General features: G+C 39.9%; 18 protein-coding genes and 2 tRNA genes. 7 read left to right on the top strand and 13 right to left on the bottom strand.

Annotation, left to right across the window (positions count from 1 at the left end):
* The first annotated feature begins 7 nt into the window (after positions 1-7).
* A complete protein-coding gene (locus ACINWC323_RS06700; protein WP_221408631.1) occupies positions 8-1201 on the top strand; it encodes an IS256-like element ISAba26 family transposase in 1194 nt (397 codons plus the stop codon).
* Positions 1202-1225: 24 nt separating this feature from the next.
* Here the strand turns inward: ACINWC323_RS06700 and ACINWC323_RS06705 are convergent, their stop codons facing one another.
* The 3 genes from ACINWC323_RS06705 to ACINWC323_RS06715 form a co-directional block, all read right to left on the bottom strand.
* Positions 1226-2311, bottom strand: coding sequence for a YqaJ viral recombinase family nuclease (locus tag ACINWC323_RS06705; protein ID WP_009513396.1), 1086 nt, complete (start codon positions 2309-2311; stop codon positions 1226-1228).
* 146 nt (positions 2312-2457) lie between these two features.
* Positions 2458-3513: a DUF932 domain-containing protein gene (locus ACINWC323_RS06710; RefSeq protein WP_004801549.1), complete on the bottom strand. Its 1056-nt coding sequence runs from the start codon at positions 3511-3513 to the stop codon at positions 2458-2460.
* 63 nt (positions 3514-3576) lie between these two features.
* A complete protein-coding gene (locus ACINWC323_RS06715) occupies positions 3577-3894 on the bottom strand; it encodes a hypothetical protein (protein WP_004801552.1) in 318 nt (105 codons plus the stop codon).
* Positions 3895-4694: 800 nt separating this feature from the next.
* Between ACINWC323_RS06715 and ACINWC323_RS06720 the strand changes: the two genes are divergently transcribed.
* Both ACINWC323_RS06720 and ACINWC323_RS06725 read left to right on the top strand, forming a co-directional pair.
* A complete protein-coding gene (locus tag ACINWC323_RS06720; protein WP_005003187.1) occupies positions 4695-5816 on the top strand; it encodes a putative periplasmic lipoprotein in 1122 nt (373 codons plus the stop codon).
* Positions 5817-5929: 113 nt separating this feature from the next.
* Positions 5930-6439, top strand: coding sequence for a hypothetical protein (locus ACINWC323_RS06725; protein ID WP_004699703.1), 510 nt, complete (start codon positions 5930-5932; stop codon positions 6437-6439).
* Between the two features lie 71 nt (positions 6440-6510).
* Here the strand turns inward: ACINWC323_RS06725 and ACINWC323_RS06730 are convergent, their stop codons facing one another.
* The 3 genes from ACINWC323_RS06730 to ACINWC323_RS0119210 all read right to left on the bottom strand — a co-directional run bounded on the left by ACINWC323_RS06730 (position 6511) and on the right by ACINWC323_RS0119210 (position 9166).
* Positions 6511-7440: a hypothetical protein gene (locus tag ACINWC323_RS06730; RefSeq protein ID WP_004699700.1), complete on the bottom strand. Its 930-nt coding sequence runs from the start codon at positions 7438-7440 to the stop codon at positions 6511-6513.
* A gap of 1 nt (position 7441) precedes the next feature.
* Positions 7442-8776, bottom strand: a complete 1335-nt coding sequence (locus tag ACINWC323_RS06735) for a YagK/YfjJ domain-containing protein (RefSeq protein WP_004699698.1) — start codon at positions 8774-8776, stop codon at positions 7442-7444.
* Positions 8777-8992: 216 nt separating this feature from the next.
* Positions 8993-9166, bottom strand: coding sequence for a helix-turn-helix transcriptional regulator (locus tag ACINWC323_RS0119210; protein WP_228127864.1), 174 nt, complete (start codon positions 9164-9166; stop codon positions 8993-8995).
* Positions 9167-9315: 149 nt separating this feature from the next.
* Between ACINWC323_RS0119210 and ACINWC323_RS06740 the strand changes: the two genes are divergently transcribed.
* Positions 9316-10665: a hypothetical protein gene (locus ACINWC323_RS06740; RefSeq protein ID WP_004801557.1), complete on the top strand. Its 1350-nt coding sequence runs from the start codon at positions 9316-9318 to the stop codon at positions 10663-10665.
* A gap of 445 nt (positions 10666-11110) precedes the next feature.
* Here the strand turns inward: ACINWC323_RS06740 and ACINWC323_RS06745 are convergent.
* The 3 genes from ACINWC323_RS06745 to ACINWC323_RS06755 form a co-directional block, all read right to left on the bottom strand.
* Positions 11111-11200: transfer RNA gene (locus ACINWC323_RS06745), tRNA-Ser, on the bottom strand.
* An 85-nt stretch (positions 11201-11285) separates the two neighbouring features.
* Positions 11286-13316 (bottom strand): NADPH-dependent 2,4-dienoyl-CoA reductase, encoded by a 2031-nt coding sequence (locus ACINWC323_RS06750; protein ID WP_009513370.1) that lies wholly within the window; start codon positions 13314-13316, stop codon positions 11286-11288.
* Between the two features lie 210 nt (positions 13317-13526).
* Positions 13527-14444: a DMT family transporter gene (locus ACINWC323_RS06755; protein WP_009513399.1), complete on the bottom strand. Its 918-nt coding sequence runs from the start codon at positions 14442-14444 to the stop codon at positions 13527-13529.
* A gap of 168 nt (positions 14445-14612) precedes the next feature.
* Between ACINWC323_RS06755 and ACINWC323_RS06760 the strand changes: the two genes are divergently transcribed.
* From ACINWC323_RS06760 to ACINWC323_RS06770, 3 genes are all read left to right on the top strand, one after another.
* A complete protein-coding gene (locus tag ACINWC323_RS06760) occupies positions 14613-15464 on the top strand; it encodes a LysR family transcriptional regulator (protein WP_009513366.1) in 852 nt (283 codons plus the stop codon).
* A 277-nt stretch (positions 15465-15741) separates the two neighbouring features.
* Positions 15742-17085 (top strand): argininosuccinate synthase, encoded by a 1344-nt coding sequence (gene argG, locus ACINWC323_RS06765; protein WP_009513367.1) that lies wholly within the window; start codon positions 15742-15744, stop codon positions 17083-17085.
* A gap of 187 nt (positions 17086-17272) precedes the next feature.
* Complete coding sequence (locus ACINWC323_RS06770) at positions 17273-17956, top strand: pirin family protein (RefSeq protein WP_009513373.1); 684 nt, start codon at positions 17273-17275, stop codon at positions 17954-17956.
* A 43-nt stretch (positions 17957-17999) separates the two neighbouring features.
* Here the strand turns inward: ACINWC323_RS06770 and ACINWC323_RS19815 are convergent, their stop codons facing one another.
* The 4 genes from ACINWC323_RS19815 to ACINWC323_RS06785 form a co-directional block, all read right to left on the bottom strand.
* On the bottom strand, positions 18000-18233 hold the full coding sequence (locus ACINWC323_RS19815; RefSeq protein WP_009513346.1) for a hypothetical protein: 234 nt from the start codon (positions 18231-18233) through the stop codon (positions 18000-18002).
* A gap of 376 nt (positions 18234-18609) precedes the next feature.
* Positions 18610-19227, bottom strand: a complete 618-nt coding sequence (locus ACINWC323_RS06775; protein WP_009513348.1) for a thiol:disulfide interchange protein DsbA/DsbL — start codon at positions 19225-19227, stop codon at positions 18610-18612.
* Between the two features lie 364 nt (positions 19228-19591).
* Positions 19592-19668: transfer RNA gene (locus ACINWC323_RS06780), tRNA-Val, on the bottom strand.
* Between the two features lie 35 nt (positions 19669-19703).
* Positions 19704-21692, bottom strand: coding sequence for a transglutaminase TgpA family protein (locus ACINWC323_RS06785; protein ID WP_009513392.1), 1989 nt, complete (start codon positions 21690-21692; stop codon positions 19704-19706).

Genomic DNA, 21692 nt, shown 5'->3' with positions numbered 1-21692 from the left:
AGCAACAATCAAAAGTATGGCTGCCGAATTGGCTAAAGGTCTAAAAACACCAGAAGACTTAAACCAAATGACAGCAGTCTTTAAAAAATTCATGATTGAAACTGCACTCAATACTGAACTTTCAGACCATCTCGGTTATGAAAAGCATCAGCCCAAGAAAGGCTCAAATAGCCGTAATGGGTTTAGTTCTAAAACCATTACAACTCAAGATGGACAACTGGCTTTAGATATTCCCCGTGATCGAGAAGGTTCATTTGAGCCACAAATTATCAAAAAGCACCAAACACGCATCACCAGTATGGATGACCAAATCCTCTCACTGTATGCAAAAGGAATGACTAATAGGGAAATTGTAGCCTTCTTCAAAGAAATGTACGATGCCGATGTGTCAGCATCTCTCATCAGCAAAGTTACCGATGCTGTGATTGAGCAAGTGACTGAGTGGCAAAATAGAGCCTTAGATAGCCTTTATCCTGTTGTCTATCTTGACTGTATTGTTGTCAAAGTCCGTCAGCACTCCAATGTGATTAACAAGTCCGTATACCTTGCTTTAGGCATCAATATGGATGGGCAAAAAGAATTACTGGGTATGTGGATTGCTCAGACAGAAGGTGCCAAATTCTGGCTGTCAGTCATGACAGAGCTAAAAAATCGAGGAGTACAGGACATTCTTGTTGCCTGTGTAGATGGATTAAAAGGCTTTCCTGACGCGATAGCCTCTGTTTACCCTCATACTGATATTCAACTGTGTATTGTGCATGTTGTACGCAATAGCCTGAGATTTGTAAGCTGGAAAGACTACAAGGCTGTTACGTCGGGTCTGAAAGCGATTTATCAGGCAAGTACAGAGGAAAATGCTTTAAAGTCCCTAGACATCTTCTGTGATCAATGGAATCACCAGTATCCCAAAATTGGAGAATCCTGGCGGGCCAATTGGGAAAATATCCGAACGATCTTTAGCTATCCAGCCGAAATACGTCATGCTATTTATACAACAAATGCGATTGAGTCGTTGAATAGCGTAATACGCCATTCAACGAAGAAAAGGAAAATCTTTTCATCTGATGACTCAGTAAAGAAGGTCATTTACTTAGCAACATCAAATGCTGCGAAGAAATGGACGATGCCAATTCAAAATTGGCGTTTAGCAATGAATTGGTTTACGATTCAGTTCGATGATCGATTAAAAGATCATTTATAAAAAATGGAACTTACACAAAATAATTTACAGGCTCGGAAATTGCTGTAGGTATTCAGGATGCTGTTTAAGCAATGATTTACTGTCTAGGCTGATTGAGTCTTGTGATTTCTTCCATGTGACTGAACCACCTGTAAATACCGCTCGCTCTGCTTCTTTCATCATCATTTGTAGTTGATGTTTCAGTTCATCAAAATACTGCTGGTGTTGTTCAACTTTATGTCGCTCCTCTAGTAACTGATTAAACAAATAATTAGCTTGTTCATTTTGGGTCAGGTCTTCTACTGTTAATGGAATCTGTTCAGGATAAAGTTGTTGCAAGGCTTTAGCTGCTGAATCCGAAGCATCTACACTGGGTGGAATACCTGTTTCGACACATTGCCAGAAATGACGTTCCGCATTAATGATGTGCTGAATCACAGTTTCATTACGAGTCACTTTATAGATTTTGGTTTCATGCCCACAGATCAAGGCACAAATATGCGCTGCCTGTTTACCTGTCACTGCCAATTGATGCTGTACCTGACACAGCACATATAAAGGCACGCCATCTCGCCATAGTTTTGCGCCATATTCCCCCACGGTTTTACATTCCAAAATTTGCACTTCTTCATTACCGACTACAGCATAATCCAAGTTCGCCAACATAAACTGTTTGTCTTCATCAGGGTGTTGCAATACTGCATTAACTCGACGGACTTTATGATTGGTGTGCATGCTGTAGTATTCAGCCACCAAAGGTTCTAGCTTTTTTCCCCAGTACAAGGGTGCGTAACCTGCACTTTCATCCTCGATGTTTTGTTGCATCCGCCCTGTCTTGATCATCCACAGTTCCAGCATCGACATATAGGGATTCAGTCCACAGGCCGTTGCTGCATCACTGCTGCCAATACCCTGTTTTCTGACTTCTAACCATTGTTGATAGTTCATCTGTTTGGTGTTGGCAAGTCTTTTTGCTGTAAGGGCTTTGGTCTTTCGTGGTTGCGTATTCGGTCGATCTCGTTTGGTTCGGGTTCCCACCTCAATCTGCTGAATGGATTGATTTAGATTCGGTAAATAGGGTTGTAGTGGTGGGTTATTTAGCGTGTTTTGAATTTGAGTATGACTATTCATTGCAATTATTCCTGTATCGATAAAATCGTAAAAGCTGAATTTTGGGCATAAAAAAGCCGCATGAGGGTGCGGCTAAAGGTGTTGCTGTGCTTGTACGGTGTTACTGTATGCTTAGGCTAATGGAGCTGGCTTAATTGAAACTGAATTTAGGCAATCATTCTCAATGCCTGTTCCAGACCACGCTGTTTAATGGCAGCCCCTGCACCAAACCATGCTGAATCGAGTCGATGATCGGTACTCATCGCTCGACGTTCATGGTCACAGAACTCGGTGATGCTGCACAATAATCCATAAGCGGTATCCTTGGCTGAACTCAGTTCTGCACCACGTCCATGTCCGTTAAACATGGTCATGACTTTCGACATGGCACGTCCATTTGGCTCGGTTTTATTGTCCGCTTTGGTTGGGGTGTTGATGCCTTGGTTTGGCATAGCAGCATTTCGATAGAACTGAATGATGCTTTCATCTTGTTCAGCCATAGTTAGGTTGGTATTGTTAAACACCGCATCAAAGAAGGCTGCTGCTTCCTGCTGAGTTACCTTACGCTGGCTCAGTTGTTTCATTTCATACATGTGTTCATCCCATGCACGGACTGAAATACCCAACTGTTGTTTAACTTTCTCAGCATCGAAACGAGTGCTGTGTGGGACTTTAACCACACCTGCACTGGTATTTTGTCCTTTGAGAGCAATTGCCAAAGTATTGTTACATACCACCCGGATACTGGTGAACTGTGCAGTGGTTGCTAGAGTGCCATCACAAGCCGTCGCTAGTAGAATATAGCCATTACTCACATCCTTACCCTTGAGTGCTGAAGTCTGTCCAGTCTTGGCTAATGCCCAGAATTTCTTGCCACCTTTCAGTACCCCTGCGGTTTCCAGTTCAAAGCCTGATTGCTCCGTCAGGTCTTTGTAGAAGTGTAGGATTTCCATCGGTTGGACTTCTTGAAAGCGTTGGCTGACCACGGATAAAGGTGCATGCGTATCTGAACGGTAAAGCACTCGTTGTTCTTCAAAAGGCATGATGATGCTTTGTCCACGTTCATTCTGTGCCATGTAATTGACATCCGAGGATTCTATCCGCCAGTCCATGCCTGCTTGTTGTGCCCAAACCTCGATGGGTTGGTTTGGTGTGAGTTCATTGCCTAACCCATGCCAAGGGGTTTGTCCAGTGAATGCCATAGTTTCAACTAAATGTGCCATAAGAATAATTCCTGTATCGATTTTGAATGGGTAAAAGGGTTCGATTTAAATTTTGCTAAATACTTAATTGCGTAAATTCGGGCTAAAGCTGCGGTCACAGTTGTTGCAGTAATACTGTTTGCGATAAGTTGGGTGAAGCGGTTGTTGCTGTTCATCTTCAGTGATCAACATCCAGATACCGCCAATCAGTACCCCAACGATTGCACCTGCAATTGGAGGAATATTCAGGCTTTTGGAAACACTCACTCCTAATGTGGCAAGTGCCATCGGTGACATCACACTATTGGAAATGGGGTTATTGGTTGAGGTACTGGGTAAATGTTGGGTTGATTCAAGCAGTACCGTCTCTCGGGACTGGCAATAAGGACATGGCAAACTCATTGTGGTATTTCCTGTAAATGAATAAAAAAACCTGCTGGGGAAGCAGGCAAAATGATTGCAATGTAGCTGAAGCATGTATTGGTGCTATCTCAAATGGAGAAACACTGTTCTCAATTAGATGCTATGTATTTGTATTTTTTTAGAATGCGTTTTTTTTCATCAGTTTTAGGCAATTTTTGAATGATGATTAAACAGATCAATTGACCTGTTTTTTAGCAGCGATTATGATGCAAGGGCTGACCTACATTGTCAGTCGGTTTTGACAGACCGCTCATCTAGCGCATCGGAGTTTATTCATCTGAGTATTCTTTGTATGTGTAAAAACCTTCTCGTCCCCCTTTGCGGTAGAACGGGAGGGGGACGCGTTCGCGCGTGCTGGTTCTAGATGTCCAGTCTGTCAACCCCTTTTCGTTCTGCCACCATAATCAATTGACAGTGATTCGGTAGAACTTCTAATTCATCTAGGAGTCAACCATGACGCAATTTACTGTGCTTTATTATTCCCCTGCACTTTCTCTGCCTCTCAGGCATTTTATTCCAATTCATTTATCACACGCTTTCACTGTGTCCTGATTGACTCAAGGCATCAATTAACTGCTGCATCCATTTTGGTCAGTGGTGTTTTGTGCTGGATAAAAATCATGAAATTCATCGCACAGCTTATTTTGGTTGTCCTTATTGTGCTCAGTAACAGCATCGCTAGAGCCTATGACAGCCAAGCAAAATGTATTTGAAATTACAGGCAATTTCATAATTCATTTTTAAAAACTTAAAAAATATTGGATGGGGAAAATAATAGGATGAAATACATTTCAATTGCGCTGCTCACCAGCCTTGCGTTGGTCGGCTGCTCAAAACCACAACAAGATGATGTAGAGAATAAAGAACTATCTCAAAAGATTGAAAACATGTCATTGAATGATGCTGTCCCTGCACAGGCTGTTTCTTCTCCTTTGATTATCGCTCGCAATAAAATTACACCTCCGCTAACAAAGACTGGAGAAGACTTTCAGGAACTCATCAAAGATGAGGGGTATTTTTCCTTTTATCCACCGTATAAAACCATCTATGGATTGCAGATGTTTGCTGAAAATGACGATGTTGCAGATTATTGTGCAAACTGCGTGTATTTCCAGTCCATTCTCAATGATTTAAGAAATGTGCTGGCTTTAAAAAACAATCAAGTTTTAGTGATCGGACATACTGATCAACAGTTTCCTGCATTCACTTTTGCTTTAGGTGATGACTATTCTTTGCGTGCAGCGCATGATACGGCAATCAATTATATAAGATCGACAATGCAGGTGACTCCACCACAAAAAGATCAATTTGAGAGTACAGAACAATATCAACAACGTATTCAGACACTTCAAAATGAGTTGGATACTAAAAATGCCCATCTAAATTATGACTTGAAGCTTTTAGAACTCAGTTTAAATGCTACGTCTGGTCAAAGTCTGTTTATGCCAAGCAGCTATACACCGAATGATCGACCAAATGGTCCGATTGATAATTTTGTTTATTACGATGCTGATTCGAAACAATTACATTTTGAGAATATGAATTTCGCATCTGATCTTATTGTGAATTTCACAGCCCCATCCACGCCAGAGTTAGCACAAAATATTATTACGGCTGGTGGACAGAAGTATGTCGGTTACATTTTTAACTTCAATAATCATAAATTGGAATTAGAGAGCTTAGTCATTTATCAGGCCAACAACACTCAAGCTGATTCTGCGAATGAACCGATTGCCATCCTTGAACCGAGCACCATGTCCTTTCAACGCAAACATTTCAACGGCATAGAAAATGCTCGATTAAAGCAATTTGATGTGACACTGAAAAAGCCAATTCCTTTTGATTTTAGCTTGGAAAACTACACGCCGATCGAAAAGGTATTTAAAAAGATCGATGAGTAATTCCCACTTTTATAAAAAGTAAAAAATTGATTGACCAAACAATTAAATACACAGAGTTGGGCTTTCACCCAACCCTGTAGATCACAATATTCGATTAAATATAGGCATGTGTAATGAATTTTATTCCATCGATTGTTTTATCCAGTGTGTTGCTACTGACTTTAACTGCGTGTAATTCAGGTAACGATGCACCAAAACCAAAGGATACCCCAACTCAAACAAGTGAGCATAGCACTGCTGATGCGACTGAAACTCCGCCTCAATCTGAAGATGATTTTCCAGCCGTTGATAAATCCTTTCTGGAAGATGAGTCATATAATGCTGAGGAAGGGACTGAACCCACTGTACAAGAACAATTTGAAGTCCGTGTCCGTCGTGAAGAATCACAATACTCCATGACAGGCTATACCGATTTGTTAAACATCATGTCCTTGAACGATGCGCCAACCACCATCACAGGGGTTTTAATCAACCGTGGTAATTGCAGAAGCAAAGGCACTTACGATTACCAAAATATGCGCTATGGCTCAGTGGCAAAAGTCTACTTGGGCTGTTCCGCTGAATATGTCCGTGAAGTGACCATCACCACCAACAGTGGTTTGACCTATACCTATAATTTTTAGAGATTTAATCACAGCGATTTATACAAGCATAAAAAAGGCGTTCTAATCAGAGCGCCTTATATTTGAAAAGTTTACTTAGCAGGGATATTCCCTGTATAGCTTTGCCATAAATAGGAAATATGCTGACTCATATACCGATAAAGTTTGAGGGGGCCATTTAGAAACTCAAGCTGTTTACTCCAGTAGCTACGCATATCACTGTCCGCAAAGTAACAGTGTTTTTCCCAAACCAAATAAGGTGATCCTTGCACAAGCTCATGTCCCTTGTGTAAACAAGCCCCTCTCCATACCCGTAAGATAAAATCAGAATATTTACACTCATCACCAATCACATAAATGATGGCATGGACTGAATAAAATCCATTCAGTGATTTCACAATACGCCATTGCACATCATACAGCTTGCCAGCTAATTCTTCGGATTGATGTAATCTTTCCAGCCATTTACTAGCAAGTTTTGGTAATTTAACTTCGGCATCAAATTGTAAGGGAATAGTAAACATACAAGGTAAATCATAGATCATACAATTGATCTGCTTATGTTTGTCTAGACAACGTTTAAACAATGCCTTTTGGAATTTAATACTTTCATTAATTGGTTCAATAAATTTTGTATATTCCAGTGCAATCCGTCGTTTCAGAAACTTATGTTTAAATTGATCATGAATAAGCTCTGCATTCTCTACAAGGTAATTCATATTACCGTAATGAGAAAAGCCTACTGTATCAAAGATTGCAGCCCAATAAGGATTTAGTTGAAATCCATGTAATACCAAACGGTGATAATGCAGCCAAGGTAGAGAATTTAAAAATATACGATAATTCTTATCCAAACATTTGGGTGATCGTTTATCCATAACCGCTAGTTTCCCATTTTCAATTTGAGCTGCATTTTGAATACTCTGTCCTAAGAACAAATGAGTATTAACATCCAGCATGAATGGGATAATTGGTGTCTGCGGTATATAGTGTGCTTGAGGAGTCGCTGAATAATGAGTCATTTCATGCCTCCTTTTGACCAGTATTTTTAAGAGATTTACCCATTTTTATCGCAACATCCTTAGCAATATTTTTACCAAATACACGTATGAAGTAGGCTTTATCATTTCTAAGGTTTTGCTCATTCTCTTCATCCTGCTTAATCCTTTTATGCACAATGAATTGGTCTCTTTTGGTTATATAACGGATGGCTTTAATCAAATACTCGTATTTTTGTTTATCACTGCGATGTAAGGTGCCAATACCGACATCTTTGTATTTGCCATTGTGAGCATCAATATTGCAATTATAGTAAGTCCCCTCATCACCAATCACTCTTTTCCAGACCTCACCAATCTGTTGTGCTAACTTAATGTCCTGTGAGTGTTTACGACCATCGAGAAAGAAAAAACAGTGGTAGTGATAGCCCGTTTTTTCGGCAAATTCCAATTTCCATAGATAGCCCAATATACGTAAATTTGAAGTACGCTTTAAATAACGAAGGCATGTGATTAAATCTGCTTTGACTTGGGCAAGTTCAGGGTTTTGTGTTTTTCCATAACGAAAATCGACACGAGCAATGACAATTCTCGAATGTTTAGCCAGTATCGTATCTACACATTCTGTAGCGACCTTTTGCTGATATTGGGAACGTTCCCTTCGTTTTTTCTGTTGGTATTTGAATTCCTTTTCTTGAGTTAGCAAATACAAACGTTCAATGAATAGATTAATTAATTCTGCATAACAAATTGAAGTTATTGTTCCATCAGTATTTCTTAGCTGAATAATATCATTGGGGTAATGTAGATAAAAATCAGCATGAAAATAACCCTTTAGAATTTCGTTATACGCTTGCATAACAATCTTATGATGCTCACAATCATAATGCTCTAGAGGATCAAACCCTTGGATGAGTATTTGCTTTAATAATTCAATGAATTTTTTATCAATAGGCTCATACCATCCATGATACAGAGTGCCTTTGATCTTACGATAAGCCTGCACATAGTTGTGTTTTAAGATTTGTTTTACTAATTCAATTTCTGAGAATATTTTCTCAGCTTCAGGATTTGATCGAATTTCATATTGGTTATATTCAGTGTTGAAATCTAATAAGTAATCCAATGCCAATGAGCTTGAATGCTGATCGTCTGCTGCATTGAAGCATTCTTCATACATTGAATTGAGTAAAGACTGTTGCTCTTCCAATGGTGCTGTAATCTGAATGGGCTGATTAGATGAATCAGTATCAGTTATTTCAGTCTGCTGATTTAGAAAGTGTTCAGGTACTTGTGTTAAGTATTCATGTGCTAAAGCAGGTGTTTGATTATTACTCATAAGATAGGATGATTGATTCATAATAATGAACTTCTCTGTACGTAATTACACCTAACAATTTGTTAATTAAGTCAATTTATATAATAATTAATATTATTAGATATACTGATCATATAAGTAACACAAATGGTCAGGCGTAAAAATCACTGTAATCCCATGACCTCGAAATCAAGGAATTACAGTGTTATAAGGGTTAATAGGGTATGTGAGAGTTGTAAAGATATCTTGCTAATCTGGTTAGCTTTTTTTTGAATTGATCCAATCAATTATGTCCTGCTCTAACCAACCAACGGCTGATAGTCCCAATCTAATCGGACGAGGAAAAGACGAATCATATCTCTTGGATTTCGGGTTCATTTTGTCATACAGACTTGATTTACTTAAACAGACTAATTCTGTTACTCCTTTCATTCTAAGAATCTGATTTTTTTTGGTTTCTGAGGTTTGCATTGTTTACTCCGATTTAAACCTGATGTGGATGTCTTCGGATATAAATATGCTCTAGAATCCTCAGAAACATCAGCAAAACAAGATTCACAATTGTTAAGTAGCGTATTTAAATGAGTAATCCCGTCTTCGATCATGAAATTTACAGAATAGCTCACCCTGTAATGCAAAAATTAGTAAAGCAAGCTGTAAAAGCAAGAGAGTTTCAAGCAACTTTCCCAAATCTGTATAACGAGTTAATACGTATTAGGGATGTAATATTGAGGCAACTGGTCAACCTGCTAACTGAAAAATATAAAGAAAGAAAGTCACTACCTATTGAGCAAATCAAGATTGAAGTAGAGATAATTGTCTTTGGCAGACAGTTACTCAACCATGTAATGGGATATTGTCAAACAAGGCAATTAGTGGATGAAGATATATTTTTGTTAAACCATTTACTTCAACCAGATGAACTAACATCAATATTTGAAGAACTTTATTGCATATTTTGGGAAAACATCAAAAGTTATGAAGAATGGACACAATTCCCCAATTTTTCGACAAACCTCAAACGTATTTTGAACGAAAAGTATTTCTTACCTGACTTGTTACCATTCTGGGATATTAAATCTCTATTTTTGGATTATCTTAAAATTTATATTGAATATCATAATTTTAAGAATAGCAAAGATATAAAAGGCACAAATATAACTCAAGTCCCTTCATATCACGAAGTTAGGAATGCAATTAAAGGATTGAAAATTTATGGTACACCACTACAGAAGTCCACAAAATCATTTATTGGATGCTCTCCGTTAGATGCCAATTTGCCACCTTCAAAGTTCATAAATCTTCATCTAAATCTAGAAGAGGATGTTAGCAATCTGCCTGTGCTTTTAAGTAAATTTATACATGAATTTATGGCTACAAGATTAGATAATCAGAGAAATGGGACAGATGCCCAGCCTATTATTGACAATAAGGTTTCTGAAAAAATTCATAGCTTGAGCATCATTTTAGATGATTGTGCAAATTCACTTGAAGTACTCAAAAGAGCTGATGCAATTCTTACTGCGCTAATCAGCCTGATTTACTACGATAAAATTTTTGAAACAAAGATCAACAAGGGTAACATCCAGCAGTTTGAATCAGCGAATTATTCTAAATTTATGCTAAGTGAAATTCACGGCTCTGCAAACCAAACTATAATTGAGAATGCTATCAATCAAGATCGTCGCAACTCAATCAATCATACAGGCATGGATTATTTTTCCGATTTGTTCCAAACGCTTTATGAATTACTTGAAAATGATAAAGATATAAAAACCATAAAGCCTAAAAAAGCAACAATATTTATCACTTGTGGTATGAGGGACATACTTTATGAACATACATTTAGTAAAGCAAGTCTAAGTAAAGGTCTAAATGATATGGTGAAAAATTTATCACCAGAAAATTTATATGAGATCATCAATCTGTAAGGATGCAGACAACTTAACAGTCCGTATGATATACCAGTATCATCAAATTTATGGGTTTAACATCACTTACAAGCATCTAAAGAATATGGGTAGATTTATTTTTTTACAGTCTGCCCATAATTATGAATCGATAAAATCTCATAAACAGAATGTATAAGATCAAGAAAACTCATCCAAGATGAAAGTAAAGATAAGCAACAGTAAAAAACCAAATACAACAGACCATTCAAGCATAAGACCAAAGTGGATATTTGCAAAATTCCCCACCTTAAAATCAGTTTGGAATTCTACTAGAAATTTTCTTTCAACTAATATGATGTCCAAATAAGTAAAAAGATGTCTCTTTAGATATCACCTAATCCAATGTTTGATGAGGGGTAGGTTGAGGGGTAAAATCATAGATAAAAAACAAGCCCTTGTAAAAACAAGGGCTTATTTAAATATTTGGCGGAAGCGGTGAGATTCGAACTCACGGAGGACTCACACCCTCGTCGGTTTTCAAGACCGGTGCATTAAACCGCTCTGCCACGCTTCCATGTGCGTAAGAATACAAAGCTTGCCCTGTTTATACAAGAGAAATTTAACTGCAATGTATTCAAATGCATATTGTTTCATCAATTTCACAGTTTAGCGGCTAATTCAGCACCATCCCGGATCGCTCGCTTTGCATCAAGCTCCGCAGCAAGCTTAGCTCCGCCAATAATATGATAGTTTGCCAAAGTACTTTCACCTTCTTTAGGCATTAAATCCTTGACCGATTCTTGTCCGGCACAGACCACAATGGTATCTACGCGCAACAATTGATCGTGTCCATTATGTTCAACCCATAAGCCTTCATCAGTCACTGCTTTATACTGTATACCACGTAACATACGCACGGCATGTTTTTTCAGTTGCGCACGATGCACCCAACCCGAAGTTTTACCCAGACCGATTCCAAGTGGTGTCGTTTTACGTTGCAATAAATAAATCTGACGCACAGGAACGTCCACTTCTGGACGCTGCATGCCCCCTTCAGAAATATAATCCGGGTTTGGGTCAACCCCCCATTCACGTTGCCACTCTGCCAAAGGTTGCGGCTGAGGCTGATGAGGCGGCTTTAATAGAAACTCTGATACATCAAAGCCAATCCCGCCAGCACCGATTACCGCAACTTTATGTCCGACCTCAGCACCACGCAAAACCTCGGCATAAGACAAGACCTGCGGTGCAGTGCTGCCTTGTATTTTTAACGCACGTGGCACCACGCCCGTTGCTACCACAACCTCATCAAAGCCTTCTCGCTCTAATTGTTCGCGACTGATCCGCGTATTTAAACGCACATCGACACCGGTTTGCTTCAATTGCACTTTAAAATAACGGATGGTTTCATGGAACTCTTCTTTTCCAGGCACTACTTTGGCCAGATTAAACTGCCCACCAACATCATCATTGGCTTCAAATAAGGTCACGGCATGACCACGACTTGCAGCTACTGTTGCGGCAGACATTCCTGCAACACCACCACCGACCACGGCGATACGTTTTGGTTTTTTGGTTTTGATATAGACCAGTTCAGTTTCAAAACAGGCTTGCGGATTGACCAGACAAGTGACCCGTTGATTTTTAAAAGCATGGTCTAAACAGGCTTGGTTACAGGCAATACAGGTATTAATTTCATCAACACGATTGGTGGCTGTTTTATTGACCCAATATGGGTCTGCCAAAAATGGACGTGCCATCTGCACCATATCCGCCTTACCTGAAGCAATGATTTCTTCAGCAACATCCGGCATATTGATACGATTCGATGCAATCACCGGAACCGAGACATGCTGCTTCACGGCTGCGGTATAGTCGACAAATGCTGCACGCGGCACAGAGGTTACAATGGTTGGTACACGGGCTTCATGCCAGCCAATACCAGTATTTAACAGTGTAATCCCTGCTTTTTCCAATGCCTTGGCAACCACAATTACTTCTTGCATGGTATTGCCGTCATGCACCAGATCCAGCAATGATAAGCGGAATGCGATAATGAATTTTTCACCGACTTTGGCACGAATGGCTTTGACGATTTCGACAGGAAAACGCATACGGTTTTCAATATCGCCGCCCCAACGATCGGTACGTTTATTGACATGGCTACTCAGGAACTGATTAATTAAATAACCTTCTGAGCCCATGATTTCTACGCCATCATAGCCTGCTTTTTTGGCCAGACTGGCGCAACGTGCATAATCGTCAATGGTTGCCAAAATCTGTGAATCAGACATCTGACGCGGCTTAAACGGATTAATTGGCGCCTGGATAGGAGAAGAAGAAACAGAAAAAGGATGATAACCATAACGCCCGGAATGCAAAATCTGCATCAGAATCTTGGCCCCATGTTTATGTACCGCATGCGTGACCAGACGATGATGCGGAATATCTGCCAGACTATTCATGGTTCCGCCCGCTGGTAATAACCAGCCTTGACGGTTTGGAGAAATCCCCCCCGTGATAATTAAGCCAACACCACCCTTTGCACGCTCACCGAAATAAGCTGCAAGTTTAGGATAATTAAAAAAACGATCTTCTAAACCTGAATGCATTGAGCCCATTACGACACGGTTTTTAATGGTAGTAAAACCCAAATGTAATGGTTTTAAGATATTTGCATAGCTAGTCATGGTATTCCTTGTTTAATTTTGGCTTTGCAACTTGTTGCATAGTACTTTAATACTTTTTTATTGATTTGGGATGACTGTAAATCGAATTTTAATGGTTGAAAGTGTCAATTTAACGTGATGACTGGAAACTAATCTTCATTATCGACCTATAAAAAAGCAGTCATTTCACTGACTGCTTTTTTACGCCAACATTTAATAATGGTACATCGTTTAAGGCTGTTGATTGCATGAATAAGTCAAACAACTTTTTGTTTTTTTCACTTTGAGTGAACTCATCACAATCCCCAGACAAATAAAGACCGCACCGATTAAGATATTCAGGGTTAAAGGTTCATGCCAGATCAGCGAACCAAAAAATAGACTTAGAATTGGAATACACATGATTGAGATCGAAGCAACAAAAGTATCCACCTGACTCACGATCCAGTTCCATAATGCAAATGCAAATCCGGTTCCAACCACTGCAATATAAAATAAGGCAGATTCATTTAAAGGGTTGAGCCAAACCTGGACATCTACAGGTTCAAAAGCTAAAGCACCAGCAAAGATAATAGCTCCACCTAATAACAGTTGCCAAATGGTCAGCTTGATTTTGTCATACGTCGCAAAATTCTTTTTAATAAACACCGTTGATAAGGCCCAAAAGAAGCCAGAACCAATTAACAAGATTTGCCCGAGCAATGAGGTATTCATATGGATATGCTGCAGTTGTGGCCAAAGAATGGCAATCAGCCCCAATGTACCTAAAACCAGCCCTATACTCTTTTGGCTATTCAATCGTTCATTTAAGAAATAATGTGCCAGCACTCCAATAAAAATTGGCATGGTAAAGACCAGCACTGCCGATAAACCCGAATCCACAAATTGCATCGCAAAGGTTTGCGTTGCATAGAAACCTAGACAAATCAGCAAGCTTAAAATCATCAAGGGCTTCCACTCTGACGGTTTTGGCAGAATCGGTTTCTTCAACATTCGCTGTATGATCATTAAAGTTAGTGCAGCCAGAATCAAACGTGTAGAAATAAACAGGAATGGTGGAAAGACTTGCAAACTGTGTTTAACCAAGCCCCATAAAGAACCCCAGACCAGACATAACAACGCGATTGCGCTTACGACTCGAATATTCACGTGTTGTACTCAACCCTTGGAAAGTCATGTTAGTGTATAAAATAAATGACATCATGAATAATGCTATGTTTTAATAGATCCATCATTTTTTTTGATGCTGATTTAGCAGAATCTCCTTTTGAATTTTATCTTTCGGAATGGATGAGCTGGCACGATTGAGGAATTGCCGTGAATATTGATATTAATGATATCCGTTCTTTTGTCACTGTAGCCGAGCTGAAAAGTATTACGGCGGCGGCACATAAGCTCAATTATTTACAATCCAATATGACTGCAAAAATCAAGAAGATTGAAAATCATTACAAACGCCAGTTATTTATCCGTAGACCCAAAGGCGTTGAACTGACTGAATCAGGTATGAATTTGTATACCCAATACAAGAAGATGATGTTCACCTGGGAGGAAACCGAAAATAAAATCTATCAACAAGAAAGCGTACTGCGTTTCGGGACCAATACCAGTCTCGGTGGCATGCGTTTTTACCCGTCTTTTAGCAAATTATATGAGGCTTATCCTGACCTCTCGATTACCATGAAAACGGGTTCTACGGGCTATATTGAAGATGAAATTCTCGCCGGCAATCTGGATATGGCCTATGCGCTAGGTCATCCAAAACAGAAGACCCTGCAATATATTCAAAAGGCGGATGATCAACTGGTGATTATTGGTAAAAATATGATTAACTATGACAGTCTTGAAGAGTGTCTGAATCATCAAAATATCTTGCTGGCCTCTGAACAATGCTGCTATGCCACAACTCTGGATAGCATCTATAGCGACTATAATCTTAAAAAGGGTGAACTCACCCATATTTATGATCATGAAGCTTTAATTCACTTTACCCAGCTGGGCATGGGCATTTCCATGATTGCCAAGTCATTGATTGAGAAATATAAAATTCAATATTATCGGGAAACGCCTGAACAATATCGGGATATCGGTCTTTATCTGATCGCACGTCAGGACCATGTTTTTACCCCGATTGAAAAGCAGTTTATTGGCCTAAATGATGCGCTTTAATTAAGGCACTTTTTTATAAAAAGCGTTTTTTTAGCCTCTTGATGTATTTTTCACGTGAGACTTTTTAAAGTTCACGATCTATTAATGCCATATTATTCGTGCTTATCGTAAAACTTTATATTTTTCCGATGTTAATCTATTTTTCAAATGAAAAAAAAAGAATTCCTTTCCTAACAGAAAAAAAATCGATTTGAAAAGTGATATAGTACGGAACGTATAAATTCTCTTTGGTCACCGAAGTATTAGGGTGCCTATTTCGAAATAGTTAGGACTAGCAATGACTGATAATGCAACGATCTTGCAGCATGTACCAGTAGGTAAAAAAGTAGGGATTGCCTTCTCTGGTGGTTTAGACACTTCAGCAGCTTTATTATGGATGAAACAGAAAGGCGCAGAGCCTTATGCATACACTGCAAATCTGGGTCAACCTGATGAAGATGACTATGATGCTATTCCAAAGAAAGCTGAACAGTACGGCGCAGTCAAAGCTCGATTAATCGATTGTCGTTTACAACTTGCGCTTGAAGGTATTGCCGCGATTCAATGTGGCGCATTCCATATCAGCACGGGTGGTGTTCCTTATTTCAATACCACACCTTTAGGTCGTGCAGTGACGGGTACCATGCTGGTCACCGCAATGAAAGAAGATGACGTTAATATCTGGGGTGATGGTTCGACTTATAAAGGTAACGATATTGAACGTTTCTATCGTTACGGTTTATTGACCAACCCTGCCCTTAAAATCTATAAACCGTGGTTAGACCAACAGTTTATTGATGAGTTAGGTGGCCGTGCCGAAATGTCGCAATTCTTAATCGACAACGGCTTTGACTATAAAATGTCAAAAGAAAAAGCCTATTCAACTGACTCGAATATGCTGGGCGCAACACATGAAGCCAAAGATTTAGAATACCTGAATGCCGGTATTAAAATCGTCGACCCGATTATGGGTGTTGCATTCTGGAAAGACGACGTTGAAATCCAGCCAGAACAAGTGAGCATTACTTTTGAAGAAGGTATGCCGGTTGCACTGAATGGCCAACGCATCGAAGATCCGGTTGAATTTATTTTAGAAGCAAACCGTATCGGTGGCCGTCATGGTCTAGGGATGTCTGACCAGATCGAAAACCGTATTATCGAAGCAAAATCTCGCGGTATTTATGAAGCACCGGGCATGGCATTGTTACACATTGCTTATGAACGTCTAGTCACTGGTATTCATAACGAAGATACCATTGAACAATACCGTATCAACGGTTTACGTTTAGGTCGTTTACTTTACCAAGGTCGCTGGTTCGATTCACAAGCATTGATGCTTCGTGAAACTGCGCAACGTTGGGTTGCGAAAGCAATTACTGGTACTGTAACACTTGAATTACGTCGTGGTAATGATTACACCATCATGAACACTGAATCTCCAAACCTCACTTATGAAGCTGAGCGTTTAACGATGGAGAAAGGTGATTCGATGTTTACACCGATGGATCGTATCGGTCAGTTAACCATGCGTAACCTTGATATCACAGATACACGTGCAAAACTGGGTATCTACACAGAAACTGGTCTGCTTTCTGTAGGTCAAGGCTCTGCAATTCCACAATTGGAAAACAAATCAAAATAAGCATTTGATACATTGGTATCAAACCTTAAAAGGCTGAATCTTGTATTCGGCCTTTTTTATGCCCTTACAATAAGCAACCCCATCATCTCAATTATAGAACAACACGTCGCAATAAAAGACTATTTATCCCTATTATGAATCGATAATATAAGCATCAAGCAGAACATAATAATTTGGGAGATGAAAGATGAATGCTTATCTACATCGTAGTGAAAATCGTGGTCATGTTAAAGCAGGCTGGTTAGACACCTATCATAGTTTTTCATTTGGTAGCTGGTACAACCCGAAATACATGGGTGTCAGTGCCCTGCGCGTCATTAATGACGATACCGTGGCTGCACACAATGGTTTTGGTACTCACCCACATGACAATATGGAAATCCTGACTTGTGTACTGGATGGCACCATTTCCCATAAAGACAGCATGGGCAATGAAGGCCAGATCAATGCAGGTGAATGGCAATTGATGAGTGCGGGTACAGGCGTCACTCACAGTGAAATGAACAAGCATGATAAAGCGGTGCATCTGTTACAGATATGGATTCAACCGAATGTACAAGATGCGGACCCCACCTATCAGCAAATTCAGCTCAATCCGAAAGATCATCCAAACCAATGGCACTTGATCGCAGGTGATGAATCTGCACCGATGCTGATCCGTCAAAATGCTGAAGTGAAAACTGCGGTCATTGAAAAGGATCAACATCTAGACATTACAGCACAGAAAAAAGTGAACTACGTGCATGTGATTTCAGGTGAAGTAATGATTGCAGATCATTTAGTCAAAGCTGGTGATGCCTTGCTATTTGATGAAACAGCAACCATTACTGCGCTGCAAGACAGTCAGATGATCTGGTTTGACCTACCTTAAGCCCCGTTTTAACTCGTACTCCTCCCTCGGGGGTACGAGCTTTTTAATCGCTACTTCCGCCACCATCACAACTCCCCGAATCCGAGCTAGTACTGTCACTTATGCTACAGTGATCGGTATGTCTGGAAGCATGATGTTGAGATGAGTCATTGATATAAGGCGTTGGCGAATACGAATCACTAGAGTCAGATAAAACTTGTCTAGCGCTGGTTTTCTTTACCCAGAGTATCAATAAAACCAAGCCAATCACAACCAGTACAATAATAAATAACAGCATTAGAAATCTTGTGTGCCCTGCCAATCTTTAGAAACGACTATATCCTGAGTCTAGACTTTAAAAAAGATAGACATTAAAAAAGCCCGATTAACGGGCTTTTCTACAACCTTGAACATTTTTAAAAACAATCTAGATTGTTTCGTTCGTTGTTAGCTGTGTATTCAGGTCATCATATCTTTTTGCATTTAGGCAAGATTTCTCTTAAATCCCAAATAGTATATGACTTCCTTATTGATTAAATTAGCACCAATTGTGAATGGGGTCAAGCACCCTTTTAATGTTAAAAAGCTTAGCCCAATACCTCATGACCGTGCCGAAGTAAACTATCTAAACAATGTGTTGAACTCAAAATAATATCATCATAAAAAACTAAACATTATTGGTTTTTACGTTCTTTATTCACCAGATAATCCACCACCTGCACAACCTTTTCATCACCGCCCTGAACAATATATTTACCATTTACCACGACCGCAGGAACGCCCGTGAGTTGGTATTTACGCGCCAATTGATTGGATTCAGCAATTTTTGCCGTGATTGCAAAAGAATCAAACATGCTATTAAACTTTTGCTCAGGTACGCCGTATTGGGTAAAAAATTTAGCAAAAGTTTCCTTTTGCAAAATTCTTTGATTGCCAGAAAAATTGGCATGGAATAATGGTAAATGTATCCGCTTGCGAACGCCTAATGCTTCACTGACATAATAGGCACGCGCACCCTGCTCCCACATGGGTGTCATTGCTGCCGGCGTACGAAGAAAATACACATCTTTTGGAATCTTCTTCAACCAGCTTTGCATATGCGGTTCTAATTTAAAGCAATAGGTACAGCCATACCAAAAAAATTCACGTACCTCGATTTTATCTGGAACAGACGTTTTTTCTGGATTTTGTACAACCGTATAATCTTTTCCTGCAAAAAAATCTGCTGCTATTGTCTGGGTAGAAAGTACTGCAACCATTGCAGTAAGGCCCGTTAAAATAAATTTTTTCATTAACTTCACTAAGCTCTTAGCGACTTTATCGCGCCCGAGAATTTATAAGTAATACCATTCCAAAACCTTATCGTAAAACACTGTTTATGTCCTTAAACAGTCGACATCAGACTACGATAGGCATAGTTTACTCGAGAAATGCCCTACAAAAAGTAGGTCTTATAAATTATCGATTAAAATCAACAATTAAAAACAAAAATGCAACAGCTTAATAGATCTATTATTAAGATTCATGTCGTTACGTCTTGTTTTATCAGTTAGTCCCATCCGCCTTTTTAAAGCTATAAAAAAAGCCCTGAATCGTTTTGACTCAGGGCTTTGGAGTTCATGTAACTTTATGAAAAGTTATATGACTTTAATATCTTGGTAGGTATATCCAGACTCGAACTGGAGACCTCTACGATGTCAACGTAGCGCTCTAACCAACTGAGCTATACACCTAGAATAAGAAGCATGATATTCATTTTTTTGTCGCTTCACAAGTTTTTTTGCGACTGTTTGATGACAATCGCACAGTCTTTAAGCAACCGCTTAAATTCTTGGATATTGAGCTGGTCGTTTTGCTCTAAAAATACGATTTTTTGATATAACACAGTCACTTGTTCGAATGGCGTCTGCTCCTCAACCAACACAGCGATACGTTGTATCCAGCGATGAAAGCTTTCCGCTGGATATTTATGCAAATGCTGAGGTAACTGTTTCTCAAATTGAATAATCAAGCGTTGATATTGTTCTTGCTTGCCTCGTTGTCCCCACCAGTACCAGCCACCGTAGAGCAACAAAATACTGCCAATACCAACGACTAAAATAATCACATAGCCATAGCTTGAATCCAGACCTAATCGGGATAACCAGTTTTTCTGCTTTTCTGCATCATAACCGACCACTTTGCTTTGCCATTGATAGCTGAGATAGTCACTCCAGATGCGCATATTTTTGAGGAATTTAAACTGCTGTAAACGCCAGGCCTGCGTTTGCCCTTCGCCCCAGACATTTTGGTCTTGCGCCAGATAATCTTGCATACCGGTATCAATTCGTTGTGGTGCAATCATGGCGGTAGGATCAATTCTTTGCCATTTCCCATCCAGATAAACTTCACTCCATGCATGTGCATCCAGCTGGCGGACTTCCCAACTTTGTCCGTCTGGTGCCCATTGTCCACCTTGATAGCCTGTCACTACGCGTGCGGGAATTCCCACATAACGCATCATCATCACAAAGCTCGAGGCATAATGTTCACAAAAACCTTTGCGACTGGAAAACAGGAATTGATCAATCCGGTCTCCACTCAAAGTACCCGGCGTTAATGTATAGCTAAAGCCATTTTCTCTATACCAGGACAGTACCGATTGTAGGTATTTTTCAGGCTGTCTCTGGTTCTGCTCAAATAATTGCTGCGCCAGTTGTTGTGCTTTTCTATCTCGGCCCTGATCAAATCGAGTATTCAGTTCAAGTTGACGCGATGATAAGTAGACTGGCACCGTTGCTGTTTGTCCTAACCAAAGCAGGTGTATCGGTTGATTGCGTTTAACCAGTTTGGAAGGACGAATACTATCGTCTTGATATAACTGTAAATAACGCTCTTGGGGAATCGAATATTCCAGTCCCATGATCCAGTTGGCCTGCTCATCGGCAGGTAAATATTGATAGCTCACACGGCGTGAGGAGACAGGAATGCGCTTGAGCTGCTGATTATCAAAACTACTGCTCCAGGTGCTGCCATCATACTGGTCCAGAACCAGTGCTCGCCAATATAGCTCTGGCCGACCGGGAAAATCAGACATCGGTGCGATGACACGGAAAGCCAAGGCAGAAGACTGAGATAGTTGCGCAATATCCCCCGGTGACATCCGGTCACTGATGCCTGTGGTCGCATGGTTCTGTTGAATGGGAATCGCCCACAGCGGCGGTAACCGCGGAAAGAACATAAACAGCAGTATAAAGAATGGTGTGGCAATCCCGACAAACTTCAGGATTTGCCTTATATCTTGTTTTAACTGATTTCTGGTCTGATTCTTCTGTTTAAATAAATCAGTTTGAAGCCGATAGAGGCCCATGAGGCACATCAGCAATGCCCCAAACACGATCATGGCCATCCAGAAAGCCTGGCTATATAACAGTAAGCTAGCACTGACAAATAGGGCAAAGTTAAAGACAATCAGTAAATCGCGGGTTTTTTTAGACTCCAGACTCTTGGCAAATAAACAGGTGGTTAGAAATGCAACCCCCGCCTCTACGCCGAGTAAGCTTTGGTACTGAATATAAATCAACGCAACCGACACTAAGGTAAATGCCACCAAAAGTAGTTTAGGCATTGGCGTAATTTTTTGTTTGTGATAGCGCCATACCAAAGTTAGCCAGACAATGCCCCACAATCCGCTGAGTGTGACTGGAATAAAGCTCACTTGACCGATCAGGATCAATCCTAAAGCAGCTAAAACACAAAAATAGATGGCTTTGGTCAT

Source organism: Acinetobacter sp. WC-323 (genome assembly GCF_000314615.1).
Classification (GTDB): domain Bacteria; phylum Pseudomonadota; class Gammaproteobacteria; order Pseudomonadales; family Moraxellaceae; genus Acinetobacter; species Acinetobacter courvalinii.
The sequence above is the reverse complement of the archived record's forward strand: the minus strand, read 5'-3'. Positions and strand labels throughout refer to the sequence as shown.